The following is a 12,896-nucleotide window of genomic DNA, read 5'->3' as shown; positions in this document are numbered from 1 at the left end:
CCGCGACGGTCCATTTTTCACCGGCTTTTTGCCCCATAGCTACGGCTATGGCGCTGCAAACCCGGCAAAAACTGGCCTCGCCGGGGCCACTTCTCGCTTCGACGCCTTCTGCCGCCCAGACTCCTAGAGAAAGCGCTCGAGCAGCCGCCGTGACGAGCGGTCCAGCGTGCCCATATCCTTCACACTGAAATGCACGCCATGACCGGCAGCAATCAGCAACGCCTGGCGACTCAGGCGGCGGATATCTTCCTCGCCCTTGAGTACAAACGAGGTGTCGCCGCGGTCGGTCTCGACCGACCACGTGCTGGGCGTGCCAAAACTTGAAACGCTCTTGAGCCGCGTGATCTCGGGCACAAAATCGCGCAGCGCGAGCTCTTCCTCGAGCAGGCTGCGCAGCGCCGTTGACAAGCCGTCCAGGCTGTCCAGCCAGACCAGTTCATGGCCTTCGCTGCCCACCAGGGAAATACCTTCGTCGGGCGCGGCAATCGGGAAAGCGCGCACCGGCACCACACCCAGGTGCTGCTGGCCCTTGTCATCCGTCAGCAGCAGCCGGCCCGAAGCGTGGCGCTCCAGCTGGAAAGCGGGGCTGGTCAAGGTTTGAGGGGAAGTCATAGATGATCCTTCAGACATTGCCGGTGCGCTGAGCGGTGCGTGCTTGTGAAGTCACCAGCGCAATGCGGCCTTCTTCGGCGTCGGCATCCTCGCTGTCCACCTGCCGCGCCTGGGCTTCATACAGCCGCCAGTAGGCACCCTGTTTCGCCATCAGTTCGTCGTGCGGCCCGACCTCGACCACCTGGCCGCGGTCCATCACCACCAGGCGGTCGGCCTTGCGCAGGGTGGACAGGCGGTGGGCGATGGCAATGGTCGTGCGGCCCTGCACCAGGTTGTCCAGCGCCTTCTGGATTTCCTGCTCGGTCTCGGTGTCCACTGACGAGGTCGCCTCGTCGAGGATCAGGATGCGCGGGTCGATCAGCAGCGCGCGCGCAATCGAGATGCGCTGGCGCTCACCACCCGACAGGCCCTGGCCACGCTCGCCGACCAGCGAGTCGTAGCCCTGGGGCAGGCGCAGGATGAACTCGTGCGCATGGGCGGCGCGGGCCGCGGCCACAATTTCGGCGCGGCTGGCACCCGGTTTGCCATAGGCGATGTTTTCGGCAATCGTGCCGAAGAACAGGAACGGCTCCTGCAGCACCAGGCCAATATTGCGCCGGTAATCTGCCACCGTAAAACGCCGGATGTCAGTGCCGTCCACGCTGATGCTGCCGTCGGTCACATCGTAAAAACGGCAGATCAGGTTGACCAGCGTGCTTTTGCCGGAGCCGCTGTGGCCCACCAGGCCAATCATCTCGCCGGGCTTGATCGACAGGTCCAGCCCGCGAATCACCGCACGGTTGCCGTAGCGAAAGCCCAACCCGGTCATCTCGATGCGGCCCTGCAACGGCGCCATGGGCACCGGACTGGCCGGCTCCGGCACATTGGAGACATGGTCGAGGATGTCGAAGATCCGCTTGGCGCCGGCCGCGGCCTTCTGCGTGACCGAGACGATGCGGCTCATGGAATCAAGCCGGGTGTAGAAACGGCCGATGTAGGCAATAAACGCCGTTAGCACACCCACGGTGATCTGCTGCTTCGACACCAGCCAGATACCGAAGGCCCAGACCACCAGCAGGCCGATTTCGGTCAGCAGCGAGACCGTGGGCGTGAACAGCGACCAGACCTTGTTGAGCTTGTCATTGACCAGCAGGTTGTGCCGATTGGCGTCACGAAAACGCTGGGCTTCGCGCTTTTCCTGGGCAAAAGCCTTGACCACGCGAATGCCGGGAATCGTGTCAGCCAGCACATTGGTCACTTCGGACCAGACCCGGTCGATTTTTTCGAAGCCGGTGCGCAGGCGCTCACGCACCGCGTGGATCATCCAGGCGATGAAGGGCAGCGGCAGCAGAGTCACCAGCGCCAGCCAGGGGTTGATGGAAAACAGGATGACGGCGGTCATCAGGATCATCAGCACGTCGGTTGCAAAGTCCAGCGCATGCAAGGACAGGAAAACATTGATGCGATCGGTTTCCGAACCGATGCGCGCCATCAGGTCGCCGGTGCGTTTGCCTCCGAAGTAGTCCAGCGAGAGCTCCAGCAGGTGATCAAACGTGGCGGTGCGCAAATCCGCGCCTATGCGTTCGGACACCAGCGCCAACAAATAGGTGCGCGCCCAATTCAGCCCCCAGCCGACCAGTGCCGCCGCCAGCAGCGCGCCCAGGATAGCCAAAACCTTCCAGGACTCGATCTGCTGGCCGTTCTGGAAGGGGATCAGGATGTCGTCGATCAGCGGAATCGTCAGGTAAGGCGGCACCAGGGTGGCCGCTGTGGAGGCCAGCGTCAACAAAAAGCCGGCGAGCAACTGCCCCTGGTAGGGCTGGGCAAAACGCCATAGCCGCAGCAAAACCCAGGTGGACGGCGGGGTATGCAGTTCGCGGGCGCAGGTCGGGCATTCATCGCTGTCCGGCGGCAGCACGGTGTCGCACAGCGGGCACAGGGCAATGTCGTCCCCGGCGGCGCCCTGGGCTGGCGCCAACTGCTGCTCGAACAGCCGCAGCAAACGCAGCGCCTGCACATTGGCTGCCAGCGTAAAGCGCCAACTGGCCAGCCGTCCGCTGCCATCGTGCAGCTCCAGCGTGCCGACGCCGGCATGGTCAAAATGGCGCAAAAACAGGGCTGGCGGACTGTCGGCGGGTGCTTTTTCGGGCAGCGGCCAGCTGCTCCAGAGGCCGGTTTCCGGGTCCCGGGCCATCAGGCGGCGGTCGGTCAGCGCCAGCAAACCCTGCGAAAATCGAAGTTGCTGGCTCAGGTCAACCAGCACTGTACATAGAACGTTCTCATGGTTTGCGAGTTGTGCGCGCAGGTCTGTCTGCGCAGAGCCAGCCTCGCTGGAGGCGTCAACCGGATGGGAATGTTGCATTGTGATGTGGAAGCCGTGGAAACCGGTGCCCCTGAGACAGCGGGGCTGAACCCCGGATTTTCGCCCAAAACAAAAGCGCCCGTTTTGGGCGCCCACCATGAAAAGAACGTTGTCCCGGCCCGGCCGGTTGACCGGACCCCCAAAAACATGAGCAAAAAGGACGACATCCAGCTTCTGCGCATCAACTACCTGCGCGGCCCCAACATCTGGACTTACCGGCCCGTGCTGGAAGTCTGGATGGACCTCGGCAATCTGGAGGATTTCCCCTCCAACCTGCTGCCCGGCTTCAGCGACCGGCTGGTGGCCCTGATGCCGGCCCTGCTGGAACACCACTGCGGTGTGGGCGAGCGCGGCGGCTTTATCCAGCGCCTGGTCGAAGGCACCTGGGCCGGCCATGTGCTTGAACACGTGGTCATCGAGCTGCTGAACCTGGCAGGTATGCCCACCGGCTTCGGCCAGACCCGCAGCACCTCGCAGCGCGGCATTTACCGCATGGTGGTTCGTGCGCGGGACGAGCAGGTGGCACGCAGCGCGCTGGCCGAAGGCCACCGCCTGCTGATGGCGGCCATCAACAACGAGGCCTACAGCGACACGGAGCTGCAGGCGGCCGTCAGTCGCGTCCGCGATATCGTCGACGAGTGTTACCTCGGCCCCAGTACCGCCGCCATCGTCGCCGCCGCCACCGACCGGCGCATTCCGCACATCCGCCTGAACGACGGCAACCTGGTGCAGCTGGGTTACGGCGCCAGCCAACGCCGCATCTGGACGGCCGAAACCGAGTTCACCAGCGCCATTGCTGAAGGCATCGCCAGCGACAAGGACCTGACCAAGAGCCTGCTGGCCTCCTGCGGCGTGCCCGTGCCGGAAGGGCAGATTGTGGACAATGCGGAAGCTGCCTGGGAAGCCGCCGAAGACATCGGCCTGCCGGTGGTGGTCAAACCCACGGACGGCAACCACGGCCGAGGCGTCTCGCTGGACCTCACCACCCGGGAACAGGTTGCAAACGCTTTTGAGCTCGCCGAACGGCATGGCAGCGAGGTGATGGTCGAGCGCTTTGTGCGCGGCCAGGAGCACCGGCTGCTGGTGGTCGGCGGCCGCGTGGTGGCTGCCGCCCGCGGCGAAACCGCTTCGGTCACGGGCGACGGACGTTCCACCGTGGCCCAATTGGTCGACACCCAACTCAATACTGATCCGCGGCGCGGCGCTTCGGAAGATTTCCCGCTCAACCCGGTCAAGATCGATACCGACACGGCCATCCTGCTGGACCTGCAGCGCCAGGACCTGAACCCGGCCTCGGTGCCAGCCGCCGGCCGCGAGGTGTTCATCCAGCGCAACGGCAATGTGGCCATCGATTGCACCGATGAAGTCCATCCCGAGGTGGACCACATCGTTTCGCTGGCTGCCCGGGTGGTTGGCCTGGACATCGCCGGTGTCGATGTGGTGGCCCAGGACATTTCGCGTCCGCTGCACGCCCAGGGCGGCGCAGTGGTCGAAGTCAATGCCGGCCCCGGCCTGCTGATGCATCTGAAACCGGCCGAAGGTGCGCCCCGCCCGGTCGGCCGTGCCATCTGCGACCACCTTTTCCCCGAGGCCCCCGAAGGCACCCACAGCGGCCGTATCCCGGTGGTCGGCGTCGCCGGCTCGGCCGGCACGCAACACGTGGCGCGCCTGGTGGCCTGGCTGCTGCAGTTGTCGGGGCGGCATACCGGCCTGGCCTGCCGCGACGGCCTGTTCCTCGATGGGCGCTGCCTGGACGCCGCCGATTGCAGCCACTGGGAAGCCGGCCAGCGCCTGCTGATCAACCGCGCGGTGCAGGCCGCCGTGCTTGAAAACGGCGCCGACACCATTTTGCGCAGCGGCCTGGCTTACGACCGCTGCCAGGTCGGCGTGGTGACCGATCTGGGCGGCTTTGAGACGCTGGGCGAGTTCGATGTTGCGGGCGAAGAGGAGATGTTCAAGGTTATGCGCTCGCAGGTCGATGTGGTGTTGCCCGACGGTGTTGCCGTGCTGAATGCAGCCGTTCCTGCCATTGTCGAGATGGCCGGCCTGTGCGACGGTGAAGTCATTTTTTACGCCGCGGATCCGGCGCAGGCCGTCATCGCTGCTCACGTGGGTAGCGGCGGCCGCGCGGTATTCATGCGCCAGGGCAAGGTGGTTCTTGCCACCGGCGCCAGCGAAGTTTTTTTGCCCGGCCTGGACAAGCTGACGCTCTGGCAGGGCCGCCACGTTCCAACGGCCCAAGACAGCCTGCTCGCCGCCATTGCCGCGGCCTGGGCGCTCGGCATCCCGCTCAACCTGATAGGCGCAGGCATAGAAGCCTTCAACCTGGACACCACCGTTGACCGACCCAGCCCCGAAGGAAAGACAGAGTAATGGAAGTTTCCCGCATACGCGCGTTGCGCGGCCCCAACCTCTGGAGCCGCCACACGGCGCTTGAAGCCATCGTTACCTGCACCGAGGCAGAACGCTCCATCGACGCCCTGCCCGGCTTCGAGCCGCGCGTGCGTTCATTGTTCCCGGCCATAGGCGCGCTGCGTCCGGGCGGCTACGTCGGCCCGATCTCGCTGGCCCACGTGCTGGAATCAGCCGCATTGGCCCTGCAGGCCAACGCCGGTTGCCCGGTGACCTTCAGCCATACCAGTGTCACGCTGGAGCCCGGCGTCTACCAGACCGTGGTCGAGTACAGCGAAGAAGCCGTCGGCCGCCTGGCGCTGGAACTCGCCCGGGCGCTGGTCCATGCCGCACTCAACGAAAACGGCTTTGACGTCGATGCCGCCATTGCCCAGCTGCGCGACCTCGACGAAGACGAACGCCTGGGCCCCAGCACCGGCGCCATCGTGGATGCGGCGGTGGCGCGCGGCATTCCGTACAGGCGCCTGACCAAGGGCAGCCTGGTGCAGTTCGGCTGGGGTTCGCGCCAGCGCCGTATCCAGGCCGCCGAACTGGATGCCACCAGTGCGGTGTCGGAATCCATCGCCCAGGACAAGGACCTGACCAAAAAGCTGTTGCTCGCCGCCGGTGTGCCCGTGCCCACAGGTCGACCGGTCACGGATGCCGACGACGCCTGGGCCGCTGCCCTGCAGATCGGGCTTCCGGTCGTGGCCAAACCGTTGGACGGCAACCAGGGCAAGGGGGTCACTGTCAACATCGTCACACGCGACCATCTGGACATTGCCTTCCGCGCGGCCGCAGAATACGGCGAGGTCATGGTCGAGAAATTTCTGCCCGGCAACGACTTCCGCCTGCTGGTGGTCGGCAACAAGCTGGTGGCCGCCTCGCGGCGCGAGCCGCCGCAGGTGCTGGGTGACGGCCTGCACACCGTGCGCGAACTGGTGGACATCGTCAACCAGGACCCGCGCCGCGGCGAGGGCCATGCCACATCGCTGACCAAAATCCGCTTTGACGAGATCGCGGTGGCACGCCTGCATGCGCAGGAGCTCACGCCCGAGTCCATTCCGGCGCGTGGCCGGCGTGTCGTGTTGCGCAACAACGCCAACCTGAGCACCGGTGGCACCGCCACCGACGTCACTGGCGACGTGCACCCCGAAGTCGCCGCCCGTGCAGTCGCTGCCGCACAGATGGTGGGCCTGCATATTTGCGGGGTGGACGTGGTCTGCGAAAGCGTGCTGCGCCCGCTTGAAGCACAGAACGGCGGCGTGGTCGAGGTCAATGCCGCGCCCGGCCTGCGCATGCATTTGTCGCCCTCTTACGGCAAGGGCCGCGCAGTCGGCGGTGCGATGATCAACGAGCTGTTTGCCGCGGGCGACGACGGCCGCGTGCCGGTGGTGGCCGTGACCGGCACCAACGGCAAGACCACCGTCACACGCCTGATCTCGCACCTGCTGGCAGCCAACGGCCTGCGCTGCGGCATGACCAACACCGACGGCGTGTATGTCAACGGCCGCCAGACCGACAGCGGTGACTGCAGCGGCCCGAAAAGCGCTCGCAATGTGCTGATGCACCCCGACGTGGACGCCGCCGTGTTTGAAGTCGCGCGTGGCGGTGTGCTGCGTGAAGGCCTGGGCTTTGACCGCTGCGAGGTGGCGGTAGTGACCAACGTCGGCACAGGCGACCACCTGGGCCTGAACTACATCACGACGGTCGAAGACCTGGCGGTGCTCAAGCGCGTGATTGTGCAAAACGTTTCACCCACCGGCTATGCCGTGCTTAACGCGGCCGACCCCATCGTCGCCGCCATGGCGCCCACCTGCCCCGGCAACGTGATCTTTTTCGCTGCCGACAGGCACCACCCCCTGATGGCCACCCACCGTGCCCAGGGCAAACGCACCGTCTATATCGACGGCAACGCGCTGGTCGCCGCCGAAGGCGCCTGGCGCGAACGCGTGCCGCTGCACAGCATCCCGCTGACGCGCAACGGCAGCATCGGCTTCCAGGTTGAAAACGTCATGGCGGCCCTGGCCGCCGCCTGGGCCGTTGGCGTGACCTGGGACACGCTCAAAAGTGGCCTGGCCAGTTTTGTCAACGATACGAACAATGCGCCCGGCCGTTTCAACGTGATGGACTACCGCGGCGCCACCGTGATTGCCGACTACGGCCACAACCCGGACGCCATGCGCGCGTTGGTGGCCGCCGTGAACGCCATGCCGGCCAAGCGCCGCAGCGTGGTCATCAGCGGTGCCGGCGACCGCCGTGACAGCGACATCCGCGACCAGACCATCATCCTCGGCCAGGCCTTTGACGATGTCCTGCTCTACCAGGACGCCGCCCAGCGCGGCCGGGCCGACGGCGAGGTCATGGGCCTGCTGCGCGAAGGCCTGACGGGCGCCGCGCGCACCACCTACATCGAAGAAATCCGCGGCGAGTTCCTCGCTATCGACACCGCATTGGCCCGCCTGCAACCGGGTGACCTGTGCCTGATCCTGGTGGACCAGGTGCAGGAAGCCCTGGCGCATCTGGCGGAGCGGGTGAAAGAGACCTGCGATGTCAAAGAGGTCGCTGTTGCCTGAGTGGAGCCCTCACGCCTTGCGCCGGTCCGGAACCGTTCGGGCTGAGCCTGTCGAAGCGATCGCCGCTTCCATTTCATGCAAGGAAATTGGCTTCCAGCCCTTATAGGTCGGGCGCAAATAGCTATCAAATCGGTAGCAATCCAGGAGCAAGATAACCCCGGACCGCGGGTTAAACTTGACCGATGGCCTGGAACGCAACGCTCTCCCTCGACTACACCTTGCAGGCCGGCAAGACAGTTGCGCACTTCCGCCACGACGGGCCACTGCGCATCCTGCAAAGCCTGTACCCGGAAGGAGACGCGGTGTGCCACAACGTGCTGGTGCATCCGCCGGGCGGGCTGGTCGGTGGCGACACGCTGGACATCGCAGTTGCCGCAGCGGCCGGCAGCCACGGCCTGATCACCACGCCGGGCGCCACGCGCTTCTACAGGTCGGCGGATGAAACTGCGCTGCAGCGTACATGCCTGCGCCTTGAAACCGGAGCACGCGCCGAATGGCTGCCCATGGAAGCGCTGTGTTACAGCGGCTGCATCGCGGAAAACCATTTGACGCTGGACCTCGCTCCCGGTGCCGAGCTGATGGGCTGGGACATCACGGCCCTCGGTTTGCCCAGCGCAGGAAAACCTTTTGAAGAAGGCAGTTTTTGCCAGCATATCGAGCTGCCTGGCGTCTGGCTGGAACGCGCGCGCATCCGGGCGGACGACCGGCTGCTGATGAACAGCCCACTGGGCCTGGCCGGCCAGCGCTGCATTGCCACACTTTTCTTCGCAACCGGCAGCAAGCTGGACCGCCACCGCCGCCAGCTGGCGCTGGACCTGGCCAGGGACGTCATGCAGGCACATCCGCTGAGCAACAGCGCCGGTGCCACCAGTCCTGATGCGCAGGTGGTGGTGGTGCGCGTGCTGGCCCCGCTGGTCGAACCGGCCATGGGTCTGATGAAACAGGTCTGGAAGGTGTGGCGCGGGCATTTCTGGGACAAGGCTGCGCCCAGCCCGCGTATCTGGTCCGCCTGAGCCGGCTTGACCTTAATCCTGCAGGTCTGCAGGCACCTTGCCGCCGTTGGCAGCCAGCTTTTTCATGACCTGCTTGTGCAGCCAGATGTTCATTGATGCGCTGTCGCTGGTGTCGCCGCTGTAGCCCAACTCTTTGGCCAGCTCCTTGCGTTCGCCCAGGCTGCTGTCAAGCCTGAGCAGCTTCATCAGGTCAACGATGGAGGTTTTCCAGTTGAGTTTTTCAAGGTTGTTGCGGGCCATCCCGTCCAGCAGTGCTTCCACATCCACTTCCGGCAGGGTTGCACTGCCGACGGCAGCCGCAGCTGCGGCACGCGACGCGGCATCGGAAGCAGCTGAAGCTGCTGCTGCATCTTCGCTGGACAGTGCGCCACCCGCTGTGGCGCCCGGCGCTGCCGCGCCGGCATGTGCGGAGGGGAAAATCTTGCCAAATATCTTGCCGAGAATGCTCATGATGGATCCAATCCGTGAAGTTAGAGGGGATACGGTAGTCTGTCCGCCACAGCAACTTCTGAAGAATCCCGCCTGATCGCCTGTCGGAGAAAACCCCTTGATTCCCCCGCCGGATTGACGATTCGAACCTACAGCATGGGCTTGCGGCGTCCTACCCCTGCCGCGTCCGGGCGCCGGAAAATGGAAACCCCGGCATGTGCCACCTGATCGAGCTGTGAGATACGCATGAAACACTACCTGTCCCCCGTCGCCCTGGTTCTGGCCCTCCTGATCACCGGCTGCGCCAGCACCACCGAAAGCGGTGCCGTCGGCGCCTCGCGCTCCCAGCTTCTGCTGGTGTCTTCCGCGGAACTGGACCAGATGGCGGCCCAGAGTTACAACAAGCTCAAGACCGAAGCGACGGCCGCAGGAAAACTCAACACGGACGCTGCCATGCTGGCGCGCATACGTGCTGTTGCGACGCGCATCCAGCCGCAAACCGCTGTTTTTCGCGGCGACGCACCGCGCTGGCCATGGGAGGTGAACCTGATCGACAGCGAGCAGCTCAACGCCTTCTGCATGCCGGGCGGGAAAATCATGTTCTACACCGGGCTGGTCCGAAAACTCAGCCTCACCGACGACGAAATCGCGGTGGTCATGGGCCATGAAATTGCACATGCACTGCGTGAACATTCGCGCGAGCAGGTGTCACAGGCCGCGGCGGCACAAACAGCCATCGGCATCGGTACCCAGCTGCTCGGGCTGGGCAGCGGCACCTCGCAATTGACGGAGGCGGCTTACGAAGCGCTGGTGGCCACGCGGTTCAGCCGATCGCATGAAGCCGAAGCCGACCGCATCGGTCTCGAATTGATGGCCCGTGCAGGTTACAACCCCCAGGCCGGCGTCAGCCTCTGGCAGAAAATGGGCGGTAGCGGTGGCAGCGGCGCCGAATTCCTGAGCAGCCACCCCAGCGACGCGAGCCGCGTCCAGCAGATCCAGGCCCTGCTGCCTACGGTGATGCCGCTGTACCAGGCCACCCGGCGCTAGGTCAGCTGCGTTCCTTCCATGACGAAGGCTGCCGTGCAGTAGTGGCAGGTGATACGCGCCTGCACTTGAACGCTCACCTGCTTGAGCGCTCATTGCTGCACGCGCCGGCTCCTGCATAATTCGCGCTCACCGCCCGTTCAACGGGCCGGTTTCCGGACTCGATTGCTTCCCCCCCAACAACAACAGAGAAGCCATGCACGCCGCCATGACCACCACCGAGATTTTCCTGATCGCCATGGCGATCATTTTCACGCTGCCCTACCTGGTCTGGCGGGTTTTCAAAACCGACTATTACGCACCGCTGGTCGTTGTCCAGATCATCGCCGGCATCCTGCTGGGCCCCGGCGTCCTCGGGAAGATCTATCCCGACTATTACGCCTTCGTTTTCAGCACGCCGGTGGTGCAGTCGCTCAACGGCATTGCCTGGTGGGCGGTGATGGTGTTTGTGTGGATTGCCGGCATTGAACTGGACCTGAAAAAGGCCTGGATGCACCGGCGCGAGAGCAGCATCACCGCCGGCCTGGCGCTGGGCACGCCCCTGCTGTTCGGCTGCGCTGCTGCTGCCGGCATGCTGATGTATGACGGCTGGGTGGGCCCGCAAGGCATGCGCTGGCAATTTATCGCCGGCGTCGGCATGGCCTGCGCCGTCACTGCACTGCCCATCCTGATTCTGCTGATGGAAAAACTCGCCATCCTGCGCCAGCCCATCGGCCAGCGCATCCTGCGTTATGCCAGCCTCGACGACATCGCGATCTGGGGCGTGTTGGCGCTGATCCTGATGGACTGGGAACGTGTCGGCCGGCAAGCGGGCTTCCTGATCGCCTTTGCAGTCCTGGCTTACGCGTTTCGCAAACTCATGGTCTGGCTACCGGAACGCGACCGCTGGTATGCCGGCCTCGTCTGGCTCATCATTTGCGCCTTCGGCGCGGACTGGGCCGGCCTGCACTACATGGTCGGTGCTTTCCTGGCCGGAGCCGTCATGGACAGCGACTGGTTCAACCAGGAGCATATGGACATGTTACGCCACCATGTGCTGCTGGTGATGATGCCTGTTTTCTTCCTGAGCACCGGTCTGCGAACCAACTGGTCAGTCGGCGGCGAAGCGGTGTTTGTGGCTGCGGCAGTCCTGCTGGTCGCCTCGGTGGCCGGCAAGCTGATCGGTATCCATATCGCAGGCCGCATACTCAAGTGGGCCCCGGGCGAGAGTTCCATCATCGGCTGGCTGCTGCAGACCAAGGCACTGATCATGATCATTTTTGCCAACATCCTGCTGGACAAGCAGATCATCACCAACGAAACCTTCACCGCCCTGCTGCTGATGGCCATCGCCAGCACCATGCTGACCGTGCCAGTGGTAGCGCCCAAACTTCAGCGCATGAAAGAGATCATTTTCCGGTCAAGGTAAACACCTGAGCAGTCATTGCGAACGTGATCCGCAACCCTTGCAGGCGCACTTGACCCAGGTTCATGCGGCATGGATTCCGGATCGAGTTCGCGATGACAAAACTCAGATCGCCACCAACTGCCGCACCCGGTTGGACTGCATGTCCTTGCCCTGCCCGCGCGCAATGAACTCGCCGCGCTCCATCACAAGGTAGTCATCGGCCAGTTCTTCAGCGAAATCGTAGTACTGCTCTACCAGCAGGATGGCCATGTCGCCGCGATCAGCCAGCATGCGGATCACACGGCCTATGTCCTTGATGATGCTGGGTTGTATGCCTTCGGTCGGCTCATCCAGTATCAGCAACTTGGGTTTGGCCGCCAGCGCACGCGCAATTGCCAACTGCTGCTGCTGCCCGCCCGAGAGATCGCCACCGCGACGGTTCAGCATCTGCCTGAGCACCGGAAACAACTCGTAAAGCTCGGCAGGAATCGGCGTGCCGGCGCTTTTGTAGGCCAGGCCCATGCGCAGGTTCTCTTCCACAGTCAGGCGCGCGAAGATCTCGCGACCCTGGGGCACAAAACCGATGCCGGCGCGGGCGCGCTCGTAAGGTGTGGCGTTCTGGATGGACTTGCCGTCAAACTCAATGGTGCCTGTCTTGATGGGCACCAAGCCCATCAGTGACTTGAGCAGCGTGGTCTTGCCGACGCCGTTGCGGCCTAGCAGCACGGTGACCTTGCCGAGGTGGGCGTCCAGGCTCACGTCGCGCAGGATGTGGGAGCCGCCGTAGTACTGGTTGATGTTTTTGACTGTCAGCATTTGTTGATCTCCATCGCGCTGGTTGGAGCTTCGAAGCCGTGGTGGTCCGCCTGCAAGCCGGGGGTTGCCCGGCGGCAACTCACTTTTCTTTGTCTCGCCAAAGAAAAGTAAGCAAAAGAAAGGCGACCCTGCTGTCTGCGACCCCTGCGTTGCGCTCCGGGGCAACCTGCGGTGCTCGGTCCAGCCGGGGTCGAGCTCGAACTCGCCTTCGGCTCAGACAATCGCTCGCCCTGGTCCGTCTGGCCCTGCGCTCCTCGGCGCATACAGAAGGGGGGTGGGGTCAGGAG

9 protein-coding genes are annotated in these 12,896 nt (G+C 64.3%); 5 read left to right on the top strand and 4 right to left on the bottom strand.

Annotated features, from left to right (window positions below; genetic code table 11):
* Positions 1-123: 123 nt before the first annotated feature.
* Positions 124-612 carry a DUF1854 domain-containing protein gene (locus WA904_RS08870; RefSeq protein WP_425196760.1) on the bottom strand — a complete coding sequence of 163 codons (489 nt, stop codon included), beginning with the start codon at positions 610-612 and terminating at the stop codon, positions 124-126.
* Between the two features lie 10 nt (positions 613-622).
* Positions 623-2,953: an ABC transporter ATP-binding protein gene (locus WA904_RS08865; protein WP_425196759.1), complete on the bottom strand. Its 2,331-nt coding sequence runs from the start codon at positions 2,951-2,953 to the stop codon at positions 623-625.
* Positions 2,954-3,100: 147 nt separating this feature from the next.
* On the opposite strand from WA904_RS08865, the gene cphA (WA904_RS08860) reads away from it, so the two are divergent.
* From cphA (WA904_RS08860) to WA904_RS08850, 3 genes are all read left to right on the top strand, one after another.
* Positions 3,101-5,326, top strand: a complete 2,226-nt coding sequence (gene cphA, locus WA904_RS08860) for a cyanophycin synthetase (RefSeq protein WP_425196758.1) — start codon at positions 3,101-3,103, stop codon at positions 5,324-5,326.
* Entirely contained in the window at positions 5,326-7,920 is a 2,595-nt protein-coding gene (cphA, locus tag WA904_RS08855; RefSeq protein WP_425196757.1) for a cyanophycin synthetase, read from the top strand. The genes cphA (WA904_RS08860) and cphA (WA904_RS08855) overlap by 1 nt, the downstream gene beginning before the upstream one ends.
* Positions 7,921-8,102: 182 nt before the next feature.
* Positions 8,103-8,933 (top strand): urease accessory protein UreD, encoded by an 831-nt coding sequence (locus WA904_RS08850; protein WP_425196756.1) that lies wholly within the window; start codon positions 8,103-8,105, stop codon positions 8,931-8,933.
* Positions 8,934-8,945: 12 nt separating this feature from the next.
* Here the strand turns inward: WA904_RS08850 and WA904_RS08845 are convergent, their stop codons facing one another.
* Positions 8,946-9,383, bottom strand: coding sequence for a DUF3597 domain-containing protein (locus tag WA904_RS08845; RefSeq protein WP_425196755.1), 438 nt, complete (start codon positions 9,381-9,383; stop codon positions 8,946-8,948).
* Positions 9,384-9,608: 225 nt separating this feature from the next.
* On the opposite strand from WA904_RS08845, the gene WA904_RS08840 reads away from it, so the two are divergent.
* Positions 9,609-10,409, top strand: a complete 801-nt coding sequence (locus WA904_RS08840) for a M48 family metallopeptidase (RefSeq protein WP_425196754.1) — start codon at positions 9,609-9,611, stop codon at positions 10,407-10,409.
* 193 nt (positions 10,410-10,602) lie between these two features.
* Positions 10,603-11,814: a cation:proton antiporter gene (locus tag WA904_RS08835; RefSeq protein ID WP_425196753.1), complete on the top strand. Its 1,212-nt coding sequence runs from the start codon at positions 10,603-10,605 to the stop codon at positions 11,812-11,814.
* A 102-nt stretch (positions 11,815-11,916) separates the two neighbouring features.
* Here the strand turns inward: WA904_RS08835 and urtE are convergent, their stop codons facing one another.
* On the bottom strand, positions 11,917-12,609 hold the full coding sequence (gene urtE / locus WA904_RS08830) for an urea ABC transporter ATP-binding subunit UrtE (protein WP_425196752.1): 693 nt from the start codon (positions 12,607-12,609) through the stop codon (positions 11,917-11,919).
* Between the last annotated feature and the right edge of the window lie 287 nt (positions 12,610-12,896).

This window comes from Polaromonas sp. (genome assembly GCF_049790275.1).
GTDB lineage: Bacteria > Pseudomonadota > Gammaproteobacteria > Burkholderiales > Burkholderiaceae_C > Polaromonas.
The sequence above is the reverse complement of the archived record's forward strand: the minus strand, read 5'-3'. Positions and strand labels throughout refer to the sequence as shown.

Bases quoted from the DNA above. Each gene is read 5' to 3' on its own strand.
- WA904_RS08870 (WP_425196760.1), bottom strand. From the start codon at position 612: ATGACTTCCCCTCAAACCTTGACCAGCCCCGCTTTCCAGCTGGAGCGC.
- WA904_RS08865 (WP_425196759.1), bottom strand. From the start codon at position 2,953: ATGCAACATTCCCATCCGGTTGACGCCTCCAGCGAGGCTGGCTCTGCG.
- cphA (WP_425196758.1), top strand. From the start codon at position 3,101: ATGAGCAAAAAGGACGACATCCAGCTTCTGCGCATCAACTACCTGCGC.
- cphA (WP_425196757.1), top strand. From the start codon at position 5,326: ATGGAAGTTTCCCGCATACGCGCGTTGCGCGGCCCCAACCTCTGGAGC.
- WA904_RS08850 (WP_425196756.1), top strand. From the start codon at position 8,103: ATGGCCTGGAACGCAACGCTCTCCCTCGACTACACCTTGCAGGCCGGC.
- WA904_RS08845 (WP_425196755.1), bottom strand. From the start codon at position 9,383: ATGAGCATTCTCGGCAAGATATTTGGCAAGATTTTCCCCTCCGCACAT.
- WA904_RS08840 (WP_425196754.1), top strand. From the start codon at position 9,609: ATGAAACACTACCTGTCCCCCGTCGCCCTGGTTCTGGCCCTCCTGATC.
- WA904_RS08835 (WP_425196753.1), top strand. From the start codon at position 10,603: ATGCACGCCGCCATGACCACCACCGAGATTTTCCTGATCGCCATGGCG.
- urtE (WP_425196752.1), bottom strand. From the start codon at position 12,609: ATGCTGACAGTCAAAAACATCAACCAGTACTACGGCGGCTCCCACATC.